Here is a 19,374-nt window from a genome sequence, read left to right on the forward strand (position 1 = left end):
GCCCGCGCCGCCGCGGGGATTAGCGCGTCAGGCGGTACAGCAGGATCGCGGTGCGAATGGTAGCGCGTTCGATCGAGGCGATCTCCAGATCTTCATCCGGCGAATGGGCGCCGTTGCCGGTCGCGCCCAGGCCGTCCAGGCTGTCGATCAACGGTGCGACAAATTGCACGTCGCCCGCGCCGCGCTGGCCCGGCGGCAGGGCAGGGATCTCGCCCAGTCCCGCGTCCTTGCTGGCCTGCGAGTAGACCTTCAACACCGCGAGGTTGCCGTCGGTCGGCGCCATCGGCGGATACGCATCGTGGAAGGTGATGCTGGCGCTGGTGCCCGGGAGATTCTGCGCCACGATGGCTTTCATCTTCGCGTGCGCGCGGTCGCGCTGTTCGTAACTCAGGTAACGCAGATCGCCTTCCACCGTGGCGGTGCGCGCAATCACATTGCTCTTGCCGGCGGCCTGCCCGATGCTGCCGGGCGCATTGGTGCCGGCATCCGTGCCGCCGACGATCAGGCCTGGGCTGAATGTCAGGTCCGGCTCCATCACCTGCTGGCGGAAGCCGTCGATAATGCGGGCGGCTTCGTAGATGGCGCCATAGCCGGCACTTTCTGTGAAGATGCCGCTGGAGTGCCCCTGCTTGCCGCTCACCTTCAACTCCCATGACGACGAGGCGCGGCGGCCGATGGTGCCGGTGTCCTTGCCGTCCTTGTTGCGCACCGTTGCTTCGAAGGCGAGGGCGATGTCGCTGCGTTTTGCGGCGTTGACCATGTCCGCGCGCGAGATCTCGATGGGATCGCCGGCCTTTTCCTCGTCGCCGCTGAACACCACGGTGATGGTGGTGTTATCCAGCGCGCCCACGCGATGCAACGCGCGCAGCGCTTCGATGATGATCACATCGCCGCCCTTCATGTCGTTGACGCCTTGGCCGCGCACACGGTCACCGTTGCGCTGCCACAGTTGGACCGGACTGTCCTTTTCAAACACGGTATCGAGATGGCCGATCAGCAGCAGGCGCTTGCCCTGCTTGCCCTCGCGGGTAGCAATCAAATGGCCGGCACGCTGCATGGCGGCCGGCATGTCGGACCAGCGGGTGGCAAAGCCCAACTGCGAGAACTGCTCGCCAAACAGCTTGCCCACCGCCCGCACGCCTTCGTGGTTCATGGTGCCGCTATTGATGTTGACCGAGCGCTCCAGCAGTTCCAGTCCTTGCGCCGAATGCGCCTTCACTTCCGCGACGATCTTCTGCTCCGTGGCCGACAGCCCCTCGGCACGCGCCGCGCCCAAGGTCAGGGCCAGCACTGCAAACGCGAACGCTTTCAACTTCATGCGACACTCCTCCGGTGGATGATATGCCGTCGATTGTAGCTCAGCCCTGCGCCGATGCGGGCAGGCCGAATACGTGGTCGAAGGCGAGGCTGAAAATGTAGGTGTAGATCATGAAGAACATCAGCAGCCAGATGTCCAGCACCAGCGCATCCCACAAGGAGATGTTGAGCCACCACGCGAACAGCGGCACCAGCACCAGCAGCAGCCCGCCCTCGAAGCCGATGGCGTGGGCGGCACGGCGTTTCCAGCTGCGGCCGCGCGTCTTCTGGCGCACCTCCCAAGCTTCGAACATGGTGTTGAACGCGAAGTTCCAGACGATGGCGATCAGCGACGAAGCGACGGCGGCGGTGCCCGCATGGCCCGCATCGTGCCCGCCCATGAGCATCAGGCCAGTGCTGGTCAGGCCGATAGCGATGGTTTCAAACAGGGAGACGTAGACGACTTTGCGTTTCAGGCCTTGCATGGCTTTTCCTTGAGGAGACAACGGGGCGCATGATATGCGTGTTTTGCTGATTGTTAAAGTCAGCTGCTGTCAGTTTTTCTGATAGCATGATTGTTATGGCTTTTTCATCCGATAACATTGCGATTTTTTTGGCGGTGCTGGACCACGGCTCTTTTTCAGCTGCGGCGCGGGCGCTGGGGCGGGTGCCGTCGGCGGTCAGCATGGCCATCGCGCAGTTGGAGGCGGAGCTGGACCTGACGCTGTTCGAGCGCAGCTCGCGCGAGGTGCGGCCCACCGAGTCGGCGCGCGCGCTGGAGGCCGAGGCGCGCCAGATGGCGGGGCAGTTGCGGCGCTTGCAGGCGCACGCGCTGTCGCTGCATCAGGGACTGGAGCGCAGACTGACGTTGGCGATCGCGCCCGAGCTGCTGTCGGCGCCGTGGAGCGATCCGCTGGCGCGGCTGGCGGAGGAGTTCCCGTCGCTGGAAGTGGAGGTGCTGTCGGCGCCGCAGGATGATGCGCTGCGCATGCTGCACGAAGGCGCGGCGCAGCTGGCGCTGATCTACGAGCGCACGCGGGTGCATGAGCATGAGAGTTTCCAGGAACTGGGCAGCGAGGTGCTGGTGCCGGTGATCTCGCCGCATCACAAGCTGGCGCGGGAGCACAAGGGCGGCATACGGCTGGAGGATTTGCTCGATGTGCGGCAGGTCGCCATCGTCAGCCGCGACATGGCGGAAGCCGATCAGCGCGTGCTCATCTCGCGCAAGCTGTGGCGCACCGACAGCCACCTCGCCACCTTGAGCCTGGTGCGTGCCGGCGTGGGCTGGGCCTATCTGCCGTTGCGCCAGGTGGCGCCGCTGCTGGAGCGCGGCGAGTTGCGGCACATCGGCTTCGCGCACATGAGCAATGAGCTGCGCTTGTGGGTGGATGTGGTGTGGCGCAATGACCGGCCGCTGGGCCTGGGCGCCAAGCGCCTGGTCGCGCTGATGCAGGATATCGCAGGTTTGGAGGCGCGTCCGCCGCAGAAGTGATACTCTGCTGTTTTTGCCCCGTTGAGGAAGATTATGCGTTTGTTGAAGATTGCCCTGGCAGTAGCCGGTCTGTGCGCCGCTACCGCGTTTGCCTCGCCTGCCGCGCCGCGCGCCGGCGCCGAGTACAACATCCTGAAAACCCCGCAGCAGGTACAGGTGCAGGGCCAGAAGGTGGAGGTGATCGAGTTCTTCATGTATCACTGCCCGGCGTGCTACGCGCTGGAGCCGGCTATGCTGGAATGGGTGAAGAAGCAGGGCGACAACATCAATTTCCGCCGCATCCACCTGCCGCTGACCGGCGAGAACGATCCGGAAGCGCATATGTTCCTGACGCTGGAAGCGATGAAGCTGGAAGAGCAGCTGCACGCCAAGATCCTCACCACCTGGCACGTCGAGCGCAAGCGCCTGAAGAGCGATGCCGACAATATCGACTGGGCGGTCAAGAACGGCGTCGATAAAGAGAAGTTCACCGCGGCCTACAATTCCTTCGCGGTGATGACGCGCCTGAAAAACGCCGGTCGTGTGGCTGCGGCGTATGAGGTGAACAGCACGCCGACCATGGTGGTGGCGGGCCGCTACCTCACCAATCCAACCATGGTTGACGCCAGCAATCCGGGCATCCCGCGCGCGCAATTGGGCGCGGCCACGCTGCAAGTGCTGGACGCCCTGGTGGCGCAGGCGCGCGGCAAGTAAGCCTTCCTAGAGGCGGCACTGGTACAGGTGGGAGAAGTGATCTTCGCCGTTCACCTGTACCACGTGCGACGCGGCCAGCGCGTCGCGCGTGAAGCCATGCTTTTCCAGTATGCGCCGCGATCCCGTATTCTGCGGCGAGATCCATGCGTTCAGCACGCGCAGGCCGTATAGCTCGCGCGCCAGTTCCATCAGATACGTCAGTGCCAGGCTGCCCAGCCCTTGGCGCGCCGCGCTGTGCGCGATGCGGTATCCCACTTCACCGGTTCCCGCCGTGCGATCGATGCGGCGCAGATTGGCGCGACCGGCGATGGCGGCGTCGTCGTCGCTGGTCAGTACACAGGGATGCAGCACGCCCGCGTGGTGGCTGGCGAGATAATCGGCGATGTGCGCCGCCACGCTGGCCCTTGAGTAGAAGGCCGGATCGCGCGCTTCCACATGCTGCTCGAACCATGCGCGGTTGGCCAGTTCAAACGCCAGCAGGCGTTCCACATCGTCCGCTTGCAGGGTGCGTATCTTCATGGATGGGCGGCGAGGTAGGCCAGCATGTGCTGGTTGAACAGCGCCGGCTGTTCCAGCTGTGGCAGGTGGCCCGACTGGTCGATCTCGGTGTAGGTCAGCGACGGGATGGCGTTGCGGATGTGCGCCGCCTGCGCCACCGGGATCACCGGATCTTGCTTGCCCCAGATCAGATGCACCGGCGTGCCGGCCTTGGCGATGCCGGCGTAGATGGCGTCGAAGTTTTCACGCGACAGGCTGAGACGCGAACGATACAGCGCGCGGCCAAAGCCATAAAACTCCATCTGCGGGCGATAGCGCTCGGCCCAGCCGGGGAATTGTTCCGGATGCAGGAAGTCGCTGCTCTGGTTGTCCGCCATGGTCGGTACGGCGTTCACCTGGAACAGGTAGGGACCGAGCCACGGCGTGGCCAGCTGCCACGGAATGGCGGGCGCGCTGTTGGAGGGATCGACCAGGTTGAGGGTGCGCACGCGCTGCGGATGCGTGGACGCGTAATGCGCCGTGAGGTAGCCGCCGAAGGACAGGCCGAACAGATCGATCTTGCCGTCCACCTTGAGCGCCTTGAGCAGGTCGTCCAGCTGGCGGTCGTAGAAGGCGCCGTCGTAGGCGGCGTCCGGCCGGTCGGACAGGCCGCGGCCGAACAGGTCGTAGCGGATCACGCGGTAGCCGGCGTCGCGCAGGGCGGCAAAGGTGGGGTCCCAGATGTAGGAGGGCACCGAGAAGCCGTGCACCAGCACCGCCACGCGGCCATTGTCCGGCCCCGCCGCCTCGTAGTAGGTGACGCCGTCGCCCAGCGTGGCGTAGCTGCCCGGCGCGCCATTGTGTTCACGGACGGAGGCGGTCAGCGCGCGGCGCTCGGGATTGCGCTCGTGGTAGGTGGCCGCAAGGCCGGCGGTCGCCAGCACTACGGCCAGCAGGACCCAGCGTAGCGGTTTCATTTCAGTTGACGGTGAAGCGGGCCGGGATTTCAATGCCGCCGGTGCGGGCGGCTTCGGCGTAGGCTTTCAGCTCGCTGATCACGGCGTCCAGCTGCTCCTGGCCAGGATTGGCCTGGAAGTGTTTGATGCGCTCGTTCATGAGCGTAATTTGTTTGCTCCAGTCCAGGCGACTCGTTTTGCTCATGTGTACTCCGATTGATAAAAAATCAGTATAGAACAAATAGCAAAACTGTGCGTGGTTTAACGTTTTACGCCGCGCAGGAACAAATCCAGGCCTTCGGCGGCGCGGGCGCGCAGCTCGTCCATGGTGGGCGGCGCGGTGATGGGGAACAGTAGGCGCGTTATCTGGTCGCCCAAGATGCAGTTGATCAGGAACACCGGCAGCACCTCCGGCCGCAGGTCCGGGCGCAACTGGGCGCGGATGTCGGGGCGGGCGAAGAAGCGGCTCAGCTCCGCGCGCGTGCGCTGCGGCCCGGCTTCGAAGAAGGTTTCGGCCAGCTCCGGCGTGCTCTTGGCTTCGGCCACCACCATGCGGTGCAGGCTGCAAAAGGCGGGCAGGGAGATCAGTTCCAGGAAGCGCAGCGAGAAGTCGCTGAGGATTTCCTCCATCGGACGCGGATCGGTTTCCATATTCTCCATGCCGCCGAAGAAGCGCGCGCGGCCGTCTGCGATGACGGCGTTCAGGAGGCCGGCCTTGCCACCGAACTTGACGTAGATGGTGCGCACCGCCACGTGGGCTTCGCGCGCAATCATTTCCAGGCTGACCTTGCTGTAGCCTTTTTCCAGGAACAGCTGGCCGGCCGTGTGCAGCAGGGCGGCACGGCGGGCGGCTTTGTCGGCGGCGCGGGGGCGGCCGGCCGCCTTGCCGAAGCAGGGCGAGTCGGGAGGGTAGTTGCCTTCCGGGCAATCTTGCTCGTCCGGCGCGTCGATCAGGTCGGTGGTATTCATGGCGGTGAATGATAGCGAATGCCGTCATGCTAGTCCAAAAAAAAATGAAATGCAATCGTTTCATTTCTTGACTTTGGTCTGGAACTGACGATAATGCTCCTATCTCATTTCATTTCTGGAGCTCCCTCATGTCCACCCAAGAACAAAAACTCAGTGCCGTGCCTGCCGCTCCAGCCGCTGCCCCGGCCGCCGCTCCGTCCGCGCCGCCGCAGCAACCGAACCGCCGCGTGCTGGTGGTGGCCGCCATCATCGCGCTGGCCGCTCTGGCCGCCGGTGGCCGCATGTGGTATCGCAGCCATTTCTATGTCGAGACCGAGAATGCCTATGTGGCCGGTCACGTGCACCCGGTGTCGACCCGCATTGCCGGTGTGGTGACCAAGGTGCTGATCGACGATAACCAGCTGGTCAAGGAAGGCGATGTGATCGCCGAGCTGGACCCGTTCGACCAGGGCGTGAAAGTGGAGCAGATCCAGGCGCAGATCGCCTCGGCCCAGCAACAGGTCACGCAGGCTGACGCGCAGATCGCGCAGGCGCAGGCGCAAGCCAGCGCCGCCGCCGCGCAAGTGGCGCAGTCGGAAGCGCAACTGGTGCGCGCCAGGCAGGATGCCGACCGTTTCGGCCAGCTGTATAACAGTCAGATGAAAGCCGTGTCGAAAGCCGAGCTGGATGCCGCTGTCGCCGCCCGCGCCAGCGCCAGCGCCGACGTGGCCGCGCGCAAGGACAGCGCCGCAGCCGCCAAGGCGCAAATCGCCTCGGCCAAATCGGCACGTGAAGTGTTGAACGCGCAGATCGCCGTGCTGCAAGTGCAGCTGAAGGACGCCAAACAGCAACTGGCTTATAACCAGATCCTGGCGCCGGTGTCGGGCCGCATCGGCAAGCGCACCATCGAGGTGGGCCAGCGCGTGCAGCCGGGCCAGCAGCTGACCGCCATCGTGCAGGAAAACGTGTGGCTGACCGCGAACTTCAAAGAGACGCAACTGGCAAACATGAAGGTTGGCCAGGAAGTCAAAGTGACCGTCGATGCGCTTCCGGGCAAAGAACTGATCGGCAAAGTGGACAGCTTCTCGCCAGCGTCGGGCGCGCAATTCGCGCTGCTGCCTGCCGATAACGCCACCGGTAACTTCACCAAGATCGTGCAGCGCGTGCCGGTCAAGATCACCTTCAAGCCGGAAGACGTGAAAGCCTTGAGCGGCCGTCTGGTGCCGGGCATGTCGGCCATCGCCGAAGTATCGATCAACCAGAAAGAAGCCAAGTAATTCAGGGGGCTTCTCATGGCTAGTACTACTTTTGTCCCGCCGATGCCGAGCGAGAAGGTCTCCGCACGCACATGGATGGCGGTTGCCGCCGGCATGCTGGGCGCCTTCATGGCGGTGCTGGATATCCAGATCACCAACTCGTCGCTGAAGGATATTCTCGGCACGCTGTCGGCCACGCAGGAAGAGGGCTCGTGGATCGCCACCGCCTATCTGGTGGCGGAGATCATCGTGATTCCGATGACCGGCCTGTTCGTGCGGGTGTTCGGCATGCGCGGCTACATGATGGGCACCACGGCGCTGTTCCTGGTGTTCTCCACGCTGTGCGGCTTCGCATGGAACCTGCAAAGCATGATCGCCTTCCGCATGATGCAGGGCTTTACCGGCGGCGCGCTGATTCCGATGGCGATGACGCTGGTGATGGCCAAGCTGCCGCCATCGAAACGCGCAACCGGCATGGCGCTGTTCGGCCTGACCGCGACGCTGGCGCCATCGATGGGTCCAACGCTGGGCGGCTATCTGAGCGAGCTGTATGGCTGGCCTTCGATCTTCTATATCAACTGGGTGCCTGGCCTGCTGCTGATTGGCGGTATCGCGCTGGGGCTCGATGAAGAGAAGCCGAATCTGTCGCTGCTGTTCAATGCGGACTGGCTGGGCATCGGCTTCATGGCGATGGGCCTGGGCAGCCTGACCATCTTCCTGGAAGAAGGCAACAGCAAGGACTGGTTCGACTCCGCCTTCATCAACACCTTTGCCGCGCTGGCGATTGTCGGCCTGCTGGGATGGGTGGTGACCAGCACCATGCGCAAGCAGCCGTTTGTGAATCTGGGCTTGTACGGATCGCGCAACTTCGCCGCCGCCACCGCGCTGTCGATGGCGATGGGCATGGGCTTGTATGGTTCGTCCTTCATCCTGCCGCTGTTCCTGGCGCAGATTCCGGGCTATTCGCCGATGCAGATCGGTGAGGTGATCATGTGGGCCGGCCTGCCGCAGCTGTTCATCATGCCGTTCGTGGCCAAGCTGTCGGCCAAGATCGACAACCGCATCCTGTGTTCGTTCGGCTTGCTGCTGTTCGGCGGCTCCTGCCTGATGAACGCCTACATGGACGCCACCACCGGCTACGACCAGTTGCTGCTGTCGCAGATCGTGCGCGCGCTGGGCCAGCCGTTTGTGATGCTGACCTTGTCGAACTTTGCGATGAACGGCATTCAGCCCAAGGACACGCCATCGGCTTCAAGCCTGATCAACATGACCCGTAACCTGGGTGGTTCGATCGGTATCGCATTGCTGGCGACCGCGCTGACCAATCGCGAGCATTTCCATTCGGTGCGCATCGGCGAATCGGTGAGCAATTTCGCGCTGGCGACGCAGGACCGTTTGAGCGCCTTGACCTCGTCGTTCATCGCCAAGGGCTTCGATAGCGCCACGGCTTCGGACATGGCCTTGAAAGCGGTCGACGGCATTGTGCGCCGCGAATCGTTTGTGATGGCTTACAACGATGGCTTCTTCCTGGTGGCGATGGTGCTGTTTGCCTGTATCGGCGTGCTGTGGTTCTCGGACAAAGTCAAAGCCCCTTCGGGTGGCGGCGGCGGCGGCGCTCACTAATAAAAATTCTTTAAGAGGTAATCATGTTGAATTCAGCTTTGAAGCGCCTGACGCTCGCTGTTTCCGTCACCCTGGCAGTCACCGGCTGCGCCACCGTCGGCACCGACTTTAAGGCGCCGGCCAATGTGGCCGATGCATCGTTCCGCCATGTGCCGCAAGCCGGCACTGGCGAAGCACACCTGCCGGCACAATGGTGGACGGTGTTTAACGACGCCACCCTGAATCGTCTGGAAGAGACCGCGCTGCGCGATAATCCGAGCGTGAAGGCTGCGGCGCAACGTCTGGTGCAGGCGCTGGAACAGGCCGGTGTGGCGCGCGCCAACGAGCAGCCGCAGTTGAGCGTCAACGCCGGTATCTCGAACTCGCGCACTTCGGCCGAGACCTCGCAAGGCCTGGCGCTGGGCCATCGTTCGATCAAGGGTAACAACTACTCGGTGGGCTCCAGCTTCTCGTATGAAGTGGACCTGCTGGGCCGCGTGCGCCGTCTGGTGGAAGCGTCGGATGCGCAGGCGCTGGCAGCGGAAGCGGATCGTGACGGCGTGCTGCTGGTGCTGTCGTCGCAACTGGCGACCACCTACTGGCAACTGCGTGGCCTCGATGCCGAAATCGCCATCCTGAAAGGCGCGCTGGATACCCGCCGCGAAAGCGAGGAACTTGTGACCGCGCGCTTTGACGCCGGCCTGTCGAATGAGCTGGACGTATCGCGTGCCCGCATCGAGCGCGCCAATGCGCAGGCGGATCTGCATGAAGTGCAGCGTCAGCGCAATCTGCTGGAACACAGCCTGGCTACCTTGGTCGGCGCCTCGCCATCGTCCATGCTGACTGCTGCCAATGCGGATGCCGCCGTGCTGCCGCAGCCGCCGGCGATTCCGGTCGGCCTGCCGGCCAGCCTGCTGTCGCAGCGTCCCGACCTCGCTGGCAGCGTGGCGACCCTGCGCGCCACCAATGCGCAGATCGGCGTGGCGGAAGGCGCGTTCTATCCTTCGTTCTCGCTGACCGGTAACTTCGGTTTCGCTTCCGAGAGCCTGAGCAATCTGGCCAAGGGTGATGCGCGCCAGTTCAGCGTTGGTCCGCTGGCGCTGTCGCTACCGATCTTCGACGGTGGCCGCAACAAGGCCAATCTGGCGATCGCCAAGGCGCGCTACGAAGAGGCGCTGGCTAATCACCAGACCAAGCTGCTGACCGCGCTGCGTGAAGTGGAAGATGCGCTGTCCGACGTGCAGCAGCGTCAGATGCAGGGCGACGCGCAGAAGGCATCGCAAGTGGCGGCTGCACGCGGCTACCTGGTGGCGCGTGCGCGTTACGAGCGTGGCGTGTCGACTTACCTCGACGTGACCGATGCCCAGCGTAGCGCGCTGGCGGCCGATCGCGCGGCGGTGCAGATCAACACCCAGCGCTTGCTGGCCGCCGTATCGGTGGCACGCGCGCTTGGCGCTGGCTGGCAGCCTTCCGCGCAGCTGTCGCAAGTGGCGCAGAACGGCAATATCAAAGCGCAGTAAGTCACTCTCATTTCAGTACCCATTACGCGGAAGAGGCCAGCGGCAGATGTGCCGCTGGTCCGAAGCGTTTCTCTGTCCTCCTCCCTCCGCTACAACAGTCGGGACGTCCCGCTTGCGTTGGCGAACTTACGCGTGGCATGATGTTTCGACCGCATCCGCCTTGCTTCTTCCGTCGGCATTGTTCTACTGGAGAGATTATGTTCACGAACATGAGAGTGGCGACCCGCCTGGGTCTGGGTTTCGGGATCGTCGTTCTGCTGTTGCTCATACTGTCCGCAGTCAGCATCAGCAGACTGGCATCCATCAACAGCGCCATGCAGCTGATCATGGAAGACCGCTATCCGAAAATTGTCCTGGGCAACGAGGCCATCAAGCTCACCATCGACAATGGCCGCCAACTGCGTAGCATGTTGCTCGCTACTAGCGATGCCGAGCGCGATAAATTCCGCAACAACGTCGAAGCCAACCGCCACAAGGTCGCCGAAGCGCTGGCGCGCATGGATAAACTGATCAGCACTGAACGCGGGCGTGAGCTGTTCAAGGAAATCACCGCCAGGGGCGACGCGCTGAATCCCAAATATGAACAGGTGTACGAACTGCTGCGCACCAACAGCAAGCGTGCCGCGGACTTCCTGCGCAACGATTTTGCCGCGGCCAATAATGCCTACTGGGCTTCGCTGGAGGCGCTGTCCAAGCTGCAGAGCGGCTTGATGGACCAGAGTGCCAAGGATGCGCGCGATACCTACGAGTCCACACGCAACGTGGTGATCCTCCTGGCGTCGGTGGCGTTGCTGCTGTCGATCGCGATTGCGGTGCTGATTACGCGTAACCTGATGCGCAGCCTGGGTGGCGAGCCGTCGTATGCGGCCGAGATCATGCAGCGTATCAGCAACGGCGATTTGAGCGGTGAAGTGGTCACGCGCGACGGCGATCACACCAGCATGCTGTTCGCGGTGAAAAACATGATCGGCAAATTGCGGCAGGTGATAGACGGCCAGCGCCAGGTGGTGGCCGCCGCCAACCGCGGCAACTTCGATGCGCGGGTGGACCTGAACGGCCTGCAGGGATTCCAGCGTGAGATGGGCGAAGGCTTGAATCAACTGGCGACCACCACGGGGGCCAGCATTGGCGACGTGGTGCGCGTGATGGGGGCAATGTCCGAGGGCGACCTCACACAAAGCATCGACAAGAATTACGAGGGCGCCTTCGCCGAGCTGAAGTCCTATGCCAACAACACCATGGTGCGGCTGGCGCATGTGGTCAGCGAAGTGAATGCCAATGCGGAAGCGCTGGCGGCGGCCTCGGAAGAAGTCAGCTCCACGGCGCAGTCGCTGGCGCAGGCGGCCAGCCAGCAGGCCGCCAGTGTGGAGGAAACGTCGGCGTCGGTCGAGCAGATGACGGCGTCGGTATCGCAGAACACCGAGAATGCCAAGGTCACGGACGCCATTGCCTGCAAGGCGTCGGGCGAAGCCACCGAGGGCGGCGAGGCGGTCAAGTCGACGGTGGCGGCGATGAAGCAGATTGCCGCCAAGGTGGTGATCATCGACGACATCGCCTATCAGACCAATCTGCTGGCGCTGAATGCGGCCATCGAGGCGGCGCGGGCCGGCGAGCATGGCAAGGGCTTTGCCGTGGTGGCGGCCGAGGTGCGCAAGCTGGCCGAGCGCAGCCAGGTCGCGGCCCAGGAAATCGGCCAGGTTGCCTCCAGCAGCGTGGATCTGGCCGAGCGTGCGGGTCACATGCTGGACGAGATGGTCCCCAGCATCAAGAAGACTTCGGACCTGGTGCAGGAAATTACCGCCGCATCGGAGGAGCAGTCGAGCGGTCTGGCGCAGATCAACTCCGCCATTACACAACTGAGCCAGACGACCCAGCAGAACGCGGCCGGTTCGGAGGAACTGGCGTCCACTGCGGAAGAAATGAGCACGCAGGCCAGCGAACTGCAAACGGCCATGGGATTCTTCAAGGTGGGGGCGATGGCGGCGGCTAGCCAGGACGTGCGCGTTGCGGCGCGCGATACGCGGCAGCGTGCGGCGCAGGCGCCTGCCGCGCGCAGGCAGCATAACGAGCGTTTCGTCACCAACGTGGACGAGGCCAATTTCGTCCGGTATTGAGGCCGTCGCCTGCATTACAATGTGGTCCTCACTCCACAAGAGGACCACATGAAAAAAATCCTGTTCCCGCTGGTGCTCGCAGTCGCCTGCGCCACCGCCTGCGCCGCACCGGCGGACGTCGATCAACTCGACAAAATGAGCAAGCGTTACGCGCCGATCGCGCTCACCGCCGACACCAGCCATCTCTCCGCCGGCGACAAGAAAGCCATCGCCAAATTGATCGAAGCGGCCAAGATCATCGACGTGCTGCAACTGCGCCAGCGCTGGTCCGGCAACGAGGCCCTGTGGGCAGCGCTCAAGAAAGACACCACGCCGCTGGGCAAGGCGCGCCTGAACTACTTCTGGCTCAACAAAGGCCCGTGGTCCATCCTCGACGATCACCAGTCCTTCCTGCCGGCCGAAGTGGGCGGCATCAAGGTGCCAGGCAAGAAGCCGGAGGGCGGCAACTTCTATCCCGAAGACGCCACCAAGGCTGAGCTGGAAAAGTGGATGAACGCTTTGCCGGCGGTCGACAAGGAGCAGGCGCAATGGTTCTTCACCACCATCCGCAAGAACAAGGACGGACTGTTCACCACCGTGAAGTATTCGGACGAGTACAAGGCCGATCTGGAGAAAGCCGCCGCCCTGCTCAAGCAGGCCGCCGCCGATACCGACAACGCCTCGCTGAAAAAATTCCTCGATCTGCGCGCGGATGCCTTCCTCAGCAACGACTATCTCGCTTCCGATTTCGCCTGGATGGATCTGGATTCGCCGGTCGACATCACCATTGGCCCTTACGAGACCTACAACGACGAGCTGTTTGGCTACAAGGCCGCGTTTGAGGCCTACGTGAATATCCGCGACCAGAAGGAAACCCGGAAGCTGGACTTCTTCGCCAGGCATATGCAGGAGCTGGAAGACAATCTGCCGCTGGACGCGCAGTACCGCAATCCCAAGGTCGGCGCGCTGGCGCCGATGGTGGTGGTGAACCAGGTCTACGGCGCAGGCGACGGCAATATGGGCGTGCAGACCGCCGCCTACAATCTGCCGAACGATGAGCGCATCATCAGCCAGCGCGGCTCCAAGCGCGTGATGCTGAAGAATGTGCAGCAGGCCAAATTCAAATCGACACTGACGCCGATCGCCAGGCTGGTGCTGCGTCCGGCCGACCAGAAGGATGTGGACTTCGATTCCTTCTTCACCCACATCCTGGCGCACGAAATCACGCACGGTCTCGGCCCGCACATCACCAAAAACGATGGCAAGGAATCGACCCCGCGCCAGGATCTGAAGGAAGCCTATTCCACCATCGAGGAGGCCAAGGCCGATATCACCGGGCTGTACGCGCTGGGCTACATGATGGACAAGGGCCAGTTGAATGGCACGCTGGGGCAGGGCGCTGCCGCCGAGCGCAAGCTGTACACCACCTTCCTTGCCTCGGCCTTCCGCACGCTGCACTTCGGCCTGACCGACTCGCACGCGCGCGGCATGGCGATCCAGATGAACTACCTGCTGGACAAGGGCGGCTTTGTGTCGCATGGTGACGGTACCTTCTCGGTCGACTTCGGCAAGATCAAGCAGGCCGTGATTGACCTCGACCGCGAGTTCCTGACCATCGAAGCCACCGGCGACTACGCGCGCGCCAAAGACATGATGGCCAAGTACGTGGTTATCCGTCCGGATGTGCAGAAAGCCTTGGATAAAATGAAAGCTGTACCGAACGACATCCGTCCGGAATTCAAGACCGCCAACACCTTGTTGGGCAAGTAAGCATTCCTCTTTTTCTACGTAGTAATAAACCTGCTGCCGGGCAATAATTCTTGCCCGGCGCATGCTACAGTTTGATCACCATGATCAAGCGCGCCTTCCTCCCCCTGTTATTGCTGGCCTCCAGCCTTGCCTCCGCAGCCGAGCTGACCGAGATGGAAATCCGCTGGATCAAGGCTGGTTCGGCCGTCCTGGCCTACGCCAAGCAGGAACTCAAGCTGCCGCTCGACATCACCGTCCAACCGCAAGCGCGTCCCACCGACGTGCCGCTGGCATTGGGTTATGACAACGGCCGCTGCAAGCTGGTGCTGTCGATGCGCGGCAATCCCAACGCCGAGGACATCCTCGACAACGTAGCCGAAGCGCAACGTCCGTTGATGATCGAAGCCATGGTGGCGCATGAAATCGGCCACTGCTGGCGTTACGCGCAGGGCAGCTGGCACGCCGTGCCGGCCGGTTTCGAGGAGCGTCCATCGCAGCCTGCAAGCCATGCGCTGCGCGACACCCGGCGCGAGGAAGGCTTTGCCGACCTGGTGGCGCTGGCCTGGATACAACAACGCCATCCCGATCAATACGCCACCGTGGCCAGCTGGATGCAGCAAGTGCGCCAGCCTTCGCCAGCCACCGGCAGCCACAGTACGCTGACCTGGCTGCACCTGGCGCCCACCGGCGCCGCCTTCGCCTCCGGCTTGCCCTTGTTCGAACAGGCAGATCGCCTGTGGCGCCAAGGCTTGTTGCAGGACGAGTAAATTCCCCGACTGTGTACGTTGCCGCACGGAGTATGCGGCTGGACAGGCGTTTAATGGTGTCCATCAACCACCACAAGAGGGACACATCATGAATAAGTTACTCTGCTTCGTGCTGGCCACTGCGGCCAGCGCTGCCTTCGCTGCCACGCCAAATAACGACACCGTGGCCTACAAAGCGGCGATCAATAAATCCGACGCCGACTACAAAACCGCCAAGGCCGCCTGCGATGCACAATCGGGTAATGCCAAGGATGTCTGCCAGGAACAGGCCAAGGTCAACCGCGCCAACGCGGAATCGACCGCCGCCCTGCAATACAAGAACGATAAAAAGTCCATCGAAAAAGCTCAGATCAATGTGGCTGACGCCCAGTACGACCTGGCCAAAGCCCAGTGCGCGTCGAAAAGCGGCGCCGACAAGGATAGCTGCCTGAGCGGCGCCAAGTCGCAGCACACCGCGTGGGTGCAGGACGCCAAGGCCGGCAAGAAAGCCGCCGACACGGCCCAGACCGGCATCGATTGCAGCGCCCTGAGCGGCACCGACAAAGCCTCGTGCGAAGCGCGCTCGAAAACCGAGCTGGCCAAGGATGCGCTGGCCGACAGCGCCATCACCACCAAGGTGAAAACCGAGCTGCTGGCCGAGCCCGCGCTGAAATCGCTGGACGTGCATGTTGAAACCACCAACGGCACCGTGATGCTGAGCGGCTTCGTGCCGTCGCAGGCGGAAGTGGACAAAGCCGTGGACGTGGCACGCAACGTCAAGGGCGTGAACAAAGTGCAAAGCTCGCTGCGCATCAAGTAAAGGGCGGACGGGCAAACCCCCAGTGCCCGCTCACCCCGGCGCCCGGCTGCGATCCCCTGACGCAGCCGGGCGCCACCTTTTTTGCTTGTATTCATGATGATCGTAATTTAAAATGGCGAAAAGCGTGCCTTCGGCGCGCATTGCCATCGTGAGGATCTTCATGTTTGCACAACCCTTATCCAACTGGCTGCACCGGCGCGGCCTGCACTTTTCGTGGGTGATCGTCACCCTGACGTTCCTGACCGGGCTGTCCTCGGCCGCCGCGCTGGGCTTGCCGGGCGCCTTGCTGCAACCGCTGTCGAAAGAATTCGGCTGGGACGTGGAGCAGATCTCGTCCGCGCTGGCGGTGCGCTTTGCGCTGTTTGGCTTGATGGGACCGTTTGCGGCCATCTTCATGGAGCGCTTCGGTCTGCGCAACGTGGTGGTCACGGCGCTGACGCTGGTGGCGGCCGGCATGGCGCTGGCCACCCGGATGACGCAGTTCTGGCATTTGGTGCTGTTCTGGGGAATCATGCTGGGCGTGGGCTCGGGCATGACGGCGCTGGTGCTGAGCGCGGTGGTGTCCAACCGCTGGTTCGACAGCCATCGCGGGCTGGTGGTGGGCATCCTGACCGCCAGTTCGGCCACCGGGCAGCTGATCTTCCTGCCGGTCGGCGCCTGGATGATCGAACACATGGGCTGGCGCATGGCGGTGCTGCCGGTGTTCCTGGCGTGCGCGGTGATGGCGGTGGCGGTGTACCTGCTGATGCGCAACCGTCCGAGCGACGTCGGCCTTGCTCCTTACGGCGCGGCGCCGGGTGCGGTGGTGGCGCCGGCGCCGGCCATGCGCGTGACGCTGGCGACGCCGTTCAAGATTCTGGCGGAAGCCTCGCGCAGCAGTGTGTTCTGGATACTGGCGGCCACCTTTTTCATCTGCGGCCTGAGCACCAACGGCCTGATCCAGACGCACTTCATTTCGCTGTGCGGCGATGCCGGCCTGGGCCCGGTGCCGGCCGCTTCCGTGCTGGCCATGATGGGCGCGTTCGACCTGGTCGGCACCATCGGTTCCGGCTGGCTGTCGGACCGTTACGACAACCGCAAGCTGCTGCTGATGTACTACGGCTTGCGCGGCTTGTCGCTGCTGTGGCTGCCGTATTCGGAATTCACGCTGTACGGCCTGTCGACCTTTGCCATGTTCTACGGCCTGGACTGGATCGCCACCGTGCCGCCGACCGTGCGCCTGACCGGCGCCACCTTCGGCAAGGAGAAGGCGGGCATGGTGTTCGGCTGGATCTTCGCGGCGCACCAGCTGGGCGCGGCGGTGGCGGCCTACGGCGCCGGCCGCATCCGCACGCTGCTGCTGACCTACAACCCGGCCCTGTTCGCCGCCGGCGCGGCCTGTCTGGTCGCCGCCGCCATCGTCATGATGATCCGCAGGCCGGCGGTGGCGGCCGCCGCGCAAGCGCCCTCGGCCAAGGCGGCATAAAAAAACTGGGAGCGCTTCCAAAATGTAATCAGGCTGTCACTTGCCGGTGCAACAATGCGCCGACTTTTAACCAGCCTGATGGAGTTTTGTATGCGTTATGTTTTACTCGCCGCAGCCGCGGCCGCCTTGCTGGCGGCTTGCGGCAGCGACGGCCTGCCGGTCACCGAAACCAATCCTGGCGATGGTTTCAATGCCACCGCCGTCGCCTTCATGAGCGACGTCCACTTCGAGAATATCTACGGCGATCTGAAGAGCAGCCAGTTCGCCGGCATCCCGACCAGGGAGGGCAAGAACGCCACCATCCGCACCATGTACGCGCAGCTGACCTCGACGCGCCTGTTCAACGAAAACTACTTCGCCTTCCGCGCCGCGCTGGATGACGCCTACGGCAAGGGGATCCGCCTGGTCGCCATGCCGGGCGATATCTCGGACGATGCGCAGCCGATCAACATCGATGGCCTGGCCGACATCCTGCACGAATACCAGGCCAAGGGCATGCGCTTCTTCATCGCGCCGGGCAATCACGACCCCAACGAGCCTTATGACGACGACGAGGCCGGCAAGAACGATTTCCTCACCAAGGACGGCAAGGAGCAGAAAATCTACGCCGTCAACAACGCCGCCTGCAAGGCCAAGGACCCCGGCGTGGTCTGCACCAATCAGTTGATGGAGCAGGGCTACGAAAAGCTGATGACCAAGCTGGCCGAGTTCGGCTACGCGCCCAGCAAGAACGACGTCTACTGGGAAACCCCGTTCAGCAGCTACGCCGATGGCAAGTACAGCTACGAAGCCGCCAGCGCGGCGGCCGACCTGAGCAAGCGCCAGTTCGAAATCTGCACCGAAGGCGAGGGCGGCAAGTACAAGGTGGCGGGCAAGACCTACAGCCGCTGCGTCAACATGGTCGATGCCAGCTATCTGGTGGAGCCGGTGAAAGGCATCTGGCTGCTGGCGCTGGATGGCAATGTGCACGCGCCCAACGCCAACTTCGATCCGGCCAATCCGAAATACTTCAAAGGCTATGACAACGCCGGCGACGCCGGCTGGAACAAGATGCTGACGCATAAGATCCACCAGATCGCGTGGATCAAGTCGGTGGCCGCGCGCGCCAAGGCGCAGGGCAAGCAGCTGATGTCCTTCTCGCATTATCCAACCATGGACTTCTACGCCAACCAGACCGATGCGATGAAAGCCGTGTTCAAGCCGGGCGCGTTCCAGGTATCGCGCATGCCGGCAGCGGCCACCACGGCGGCACTCGCGGCCACCGGCCTGCCGCTGCACGTCGGCGGCCACATGCACTTCAACGGCACCAACGATTACAAGGACAGCGCCGGCAACTATCTGGTGAACGTGCAGTCGCCGTCGCTGGCGGTGTTTGGCGCGGCGTACAAGATCGTCAGCTACCAGAGCAAGGATTTGATTGACGTGCAGACCGTGCCGCTGAGCAGCGTGGCGCGCCACAACGAGTTGTTCCCGTTGTACCAGGTGGAGTACGACTATCTGCAAGGCAGCAGCGCCGCCAGCGATATCGCCAAGCGCTGGAACCGCGGCATCCTCGACAGCAAATCGTATGGCGAGTTCACCCGCACTTACTTCGGCGAGCTGTCGCGCCTGCGTTTCATGAGCGATTACTGGCCGTGCGAGATGAAGGAAGCGGCGATGTCGCTGGATGCGCGCCAGATGCTGATCCTGTCGCAGCTGCAAACCAGGGTGACGCTGGCGCAGCTGAAGGACAATCCATCGGTGTTGCCGATCACCGCCGCTTGCGCGGCCAAGGGCACGCCGGCGGATGGCGGCGTGGCGGCCAGCCAGCTGACGGCGGACTGGGCCACCGCGACCGCCAAGGCCGAGCAGATCGCCGCCGCCGCGAATTTAAAACTGGCCGACTTCGCCAAGATCAGCGCTTACGAGTTTTACGGGGACTTCCACCGTACGGTATATGCCGGCGAACTGGCGCTGCGCGATATGGGCGCCGAGCGGGTGGCGCAGTACAAAGTGCTGATGGCGGCCTTCCCGGCATCGCCGGCGGCCATCATCAAGGTGGGCGATCAACTGTCGGACCAGAACCCGGTGCACGTGGCGTTCCAGTCGCAGTTCAAGCAAGTGTTCGCGATCCTGAAGGGGCTGGGCTCGGGCAAGCCTGGCGACCACTTCACGATCGACCTCAAGGCGCAGAAGCTGAACAACGTCAGCTCCAGCGGCCTGAGCTTCAACTAAACTTCGGGGTCAGCTCTGTCATTCGGACAAAATTGAACTAAACGATT

Annotated in this window: 19 protein-coding genes; 11 read left to right on the forward strand and 8 right to left on the reverse strand. The window is 63.2% G+C overall.

Annotation, left to right across the window (positions count from 1 at the left end; translation table 11 throughout):
- Positions 1-19 precede the first annotated feature (19 nt).
- The 3 genes from GM676_RS16560 to GM676_RS31570 are packed head-to-tail and all read right to left on the reverse strand — an operon-like array spanning position 20 to position 1,983.
- Positions 20-1,318, reverse strand: a complete 1,299-nt coding sequence (locus tag GM676_RS16560) for a M20/M25/M40 family metallo-hydrolase (RefSeq protein ID WP_155464813.1) — start codon at positions 1,316-1,318, stop codon at positions 20-22.
- A 40-nt stretch (positions 1,319-1,358) separates the two neighbouring features.
- The gene (locus GM676_RS16565; RefSeq protein WP_155464814.1) at positions 1,359-1,781 is read right to left on the reverse strand and encodes a PACE efflux transporter; all 423 of its coding nucleotides are present in this window, start codon (positions 1,779-1,781) and stop codon (positions 1,359-1,361) included.
- Positions 1,738-1,983: a hypothetical protein gene (locus GM676_RS31570; RefSeq protein ID WP_170304308.1), complete on the reverse strand. Its 246-nt coding sequence runs from the start codon at positions 1,981-1,983 to the stop codon at positions 1,738-1,740. The genes GM676_RS16565 and GM676_RS31570 overlap by 44 nt, the downstream gene beginning before the upstream one ends.
- On the opposite strand from GM676_RS31570, the gene GM676_RS16570 reads away from it, so the two are divergent.
- Positions 1,877-2,788, forward strand: coding sequence for a LysR family transcriptional regulator (locus tag GM676_RS16570; RefSeq protein WP_155464815.1), 912 nt, complete (start codon positions 1,877-1,879; stop codon positions 2,786-2,788). The two genes, GM676_RS31570 and GM676_RS16570, sit on opposite strands and share 107 nt — an antisense overlap.
- Positions 2,789-2,821: 33 nt before the next feature.
- Positions 2,822-3,481, forward strand: coding sequence for a thiol:disulfide interchange protein DsbA/DsbL (locus tag GM676_RS16575; protein WP_155464816.1), 660 nt, complete (start codon positions 2,822-2,824; stop codon positions 3,479-3,481).
- Positions 3,482-3,487: 6 nt separating this feature from the next.
- On the opposite strand, the gene GM676_RS16580 is transcribed toward GM676_RS16575, so the two are convergent.
- Genes GM676_RS16580 through GM676_RS16595 form a run of 4 tightly spaced genes read right to left on the reverse strand, consistent with a single transcriptional unit; the run spans position 3,488 to position 5,883 of the window.
- On the reverse strand, positions 3,488-4,000 hold the full coding sequence (locus tag GM676_RS16580; protein WP_155464817.1) for a GNAT family N-acetyltransferase: 513 nt from the start codon (positions 3,998-4,000) through the stop codon (positions 3,488-3,490).
- On the reverse strand, positions 3,997-4,935 hold the full coding sequence (locus tag GM676_RS16585) for an alpha/beta fold hydrolase (RefSeq protein ID WP_155464818.1): 939 nt from the start codon (positions 4,933-4,935) through the stop codon (positions 3,997-3,999). Before GM676_RS16585 ends, GM676_RS16580 begins: the two co-directional genes overlap by 4 nt.
- A gap of 1 nt (position 4,936) precedes the next feature.
- Positions 4,937-5,119 carry a hypothetical protein gene (locus GM676_RS16590; protein ID WP_155464819.1) on the reverse strand — a complete coding sequence of 61 codons (183 nt, stop codon included), beginning with the start codon at positions 5,117-5,119 and terminating at the stop codon, positions 4,937-4,939.
- A gap of 56 nt (positions 5,120-5,175) precedes the next feature.
- Positions 5,176-5,883 carry a TetR/AcrR family transcriptional regulator gene (locus GM676_RS16595; RefSeq protein ID WP_155464821.1) on the reverse strand — a complete coding sequence of 236 codons (708 nt, stop codon included), beginning with the start codon at positions 5,881-5,883 and terminating at the stop codon, positions 5,176-5,178.
- A gap of 128 nt (positions 5,884-6,011) precedes the next feature.
- Here GM676_RS16595 and GM676_RS16600 point away from each other — a divergent pair, with 128 nt between their 5' ends.
- The 7 genes from GM676_RS16600 to GM676_RS16630 all read left to right on the forward strand — a co-directional run bounded on the left by GM676_RS16600 (position 6,012) and on the right by GM676_RS16630 (position 15,648).
- Positions 6,012-7,139 carry an HlyD family secretion protein gene (locus tag GM676_RS16600; RefSeq protein WP_155464823.1) on the forward strand — a complete coding sequence of 376 codons (1,128 nt, stop codon included), beginning with the start codon at positions 6,012-6,014 and terminating at the stop codon, positions 7,137-7,139.
- Positions 7,140-7,154: 15 nt separating this feature from the next.
- Positions 7,155-8,741, forward strand: coding sequence for a DHA2 family efflux MFS transporter permease subunit (locus GM676_RS16605; RefSeq protein WP_155464825.1), 1,587 nt, complete (start codon positions 7,155-7,157; stop codon positions 8,739-8,741).
- Positions 8,742-8,764: 23 nt separating this feature from the next.
- Positions 8,765-10,240, forward strand: coding sequence for an efflux transporter outer membrane subunit (locus GM676_RS16610; protein WP_155464827.1), 1,476 nt, complete (start codon positions 8,765-8,767; stop codon positions 10,238-10,240).
- 197 nt (positions 10,241-10,437) lie between these two features.
- Positions 10,438-12,354, forward strand: a complete 1,917-nt coding sequence (locus GM676_RS16615; protein ID WP_229262731.1) for a methyl-accepting chemotaxis protein — start codon at positions 10,438-10,440, stop codon at positions 12,352-12,354.
- 48 nt (positions 12,355-12,402) lie between these two features.
- A complete protein-coding gene (locus tag GM676_RS16620) occupies positions 12,403-14,103 on the forward strand; it encodes a DUF8614 domain-containing protein (protein WP_155464829.1) in 1,701 nt (566 codons plus the stop codon).
- A gap of 80 nt (positions 14,104-14,183) precedes the next feature.
- Complete coding sequence (locus GM676_RS16625) at positions 14,184-14,849, forward strand: hypothetical protein (RefSeq protein ID WP_155464897.1); 666 nt, start codon at positions 14,184-14,186, stop codon at positions 14,847-14,849.
- Positions 14,850-14,937: 88 nt separating this feature from the next.
- Entirely contained in the window at positions 14,938-15,648 is a 711-nt protein-coding gene (locus GM676_RS16630) for a BON domain-containing protein (protein WP_155464831.1), read from the forward strand.
- 30 nt (positions 15,649-15,678) lie between these two features.
- Here the strand turns inward: GM676_RS16630 and GM676_RS32610 are convergent, their stop codons facing one another.
- A complete protein-coding gene (locus tag GM676_RS32610; RefSeq protein ID WP_267875630.1) occupies positions 15,679-15,810 on the reverse strand; it encodes a hypothetical protein in 132 nt (43 codons plus the stop codon).
- On the opposite strand from GM676_RS32610, the gene GM676_RS16635 reads away from it, so the two are divergent.
- Positions 15,809-17,113, forward strand: coding sequence for an MFS transporter (locus tag GM676_RS16635; RefSeq protein ID WP_155464833.1), 1,305 nt, complete (start codon positions 15,809-15,811; stop codon positions 17,111-17,113). The two genes, GM676_RS32610 and GM676_RS16635, sit on opposite strands and share 2 nt — an antisense overlap.
- Positions 17,114-17,203: 90 nt before the next feature.
- The gene (locus GM676_RS16640; RefSeq protein ID WP_229262732.1) at positions 17,204-19,327 is read left to right on the forward strand and encodes a metallophosphoesterase family protein; all 2,124 of its coding nucleotides are present in this window, start codon (positions 17,204-17,206) and stop codon (positions 19,325-19,327) included.
- Positions 19,328-19,374: the final 47 nt, after the last annotated feature.

The organism is Duganella radicis, from assembly GCF_009720825.1.
Lineage (GTDB): Bacteria > Pseudomonadota > Gammaproteobacteria > Burkholderiales > Burkholderiaceae_D > Rugamonas > Rugamonas radicis.

Bases quoted from the DNA above. Each gene is read 5' to 3' on its own strand.
- GM676_RS16625 (WP_155464897.1), top strand. From the start codon at position 14,184: ATGATCAAGCGCGCCTTCCTCCCCCTGTTATTGCTGGCCTCCAGCCTT.
- GM676_RS16580 (WP_155464817.1), bottom strand. From the start codon at position 4,000: ATGAAGATACGCACCCTGCAAGCGGACGATGTGGAACGCCTGCTGGCG.
- GM676_RS16615 (WP_229262731.1), top strand. From the start codon at position 10,438: ATGTTCACGAACATGAGAGTGGCGACCCGCCTGGGTCTGGGTTTCGGG.
- GM676_RS16635 (WP_155464833.1), top strand. From the start codon at position 15,809: ATGTTTGCACAACCCTTATCCAACTGGCTGCACCGGCGCGGCCTGCAC.
- GM676_RS16565 (WP_155464814.1), bottom strand. From the start codon at position 1,781: ATGCAAGGCCTGAAACGCAAAGTCGTCTACGTCTCCCTGTTTGAAACC.
- GM676_RS16610 (WP_155464827.1), top strand. From the start codon at position 8,765: ATGTTGAATTCAGCTTTGAAGCGCCTGACGCTCGCTGTTTCCGTCACC.
- GM676_RS16590 (WP_155464819.1), bottom strand. From the start codon at position 5,119: ATGAGCAAAACGAGTCGCCTGGACTGGAGCAAACAAATTACGCTCATG.
- GM676_RS16595 (WP_155464821.1), bottom strand. From the start codon at position 5,883: ATGAATACCACCGACCTGATCGACGCGCCGGACGAGCAAGATTGCCCG.
- GM676_RS16605 (WP_155464825.1), top strand. From the start codon at position 7,155: ATGGCTAGTACTACTTTTGTCCCGCCGATGCCGAGCGAGAAGGTCTCC.
- GM676_RS16575 (WP_155464816.1), top strand. From the start codon at position 2,822: ATGCGTTTGTTGAAGATTGCCCTGGCAGTAGCCGGTCTGTGCGCCGCT.
- GM676_RS16560 (WP_155464813.1), bottom strand. From the start codon at position 1,318: ATGAAGTTGAAAGCGTTCGCGTTTGCAGTGCTGGCCCTGACCTTGGGC.
- GM676_RS32610 (WP_267875630.1), bottom strand. From the start codon at position 15,810: ATGAAGATCCTCACGATGGCAATGCGCGCCGAAGGCACGCTTTTCGCC.
- GM676_RS16630 (WP_155464831.1), top strand. From the start codon at position 14,938: ATGAATAAGTTACTCTGCTTCGTGCTGGCCACTGCGGCCAGCGCTGCC.
- GM676_RS16620 (WP_155464829.1), top strand. From the start codon at position 12,403: ATGAAAAAAATCCTGTTCCCGCTGGTGCTCGCAGTCGCCTGCGCCACC.
- GM676_RS16600 (WP_155464823.1), top strand. From the start codon at position 6,012: ATGTCCACCCAAGAACAAAAACTCAGTGCCGTGCCTGCCGCTCCAGCC.
- GM676_RS31570 (WP_170304308.1), bottom strand. From the start codon at position 1,983: ATGCTGACCGCCGACGGCACCCGCCCCAGCGCCCGCGCCGCAGCTGAA.
- GM676_RS16640 (WP_229262732.1), top strand. From the start codon at position 17,204: ATGCGTTATGTTTTACTCGCCGCAGCCGCGGCCGCCTTGCTGGCGGCT.
- GM676_RS16585 (WP_155464818.1), bottom strand. From the start codon at position 4,935: ATGAAACCGCTACGCTGGGTCCTGCTGGCCGTAGTGCTGGCGACCGCC.
- GM676_RS16570 (WP_155464815.1), top strand. From the start codon at position 1,877: ATGGCTTTTTCATCCGATAACATTGCGATTTTTTTGGCGGTGCTGGAC.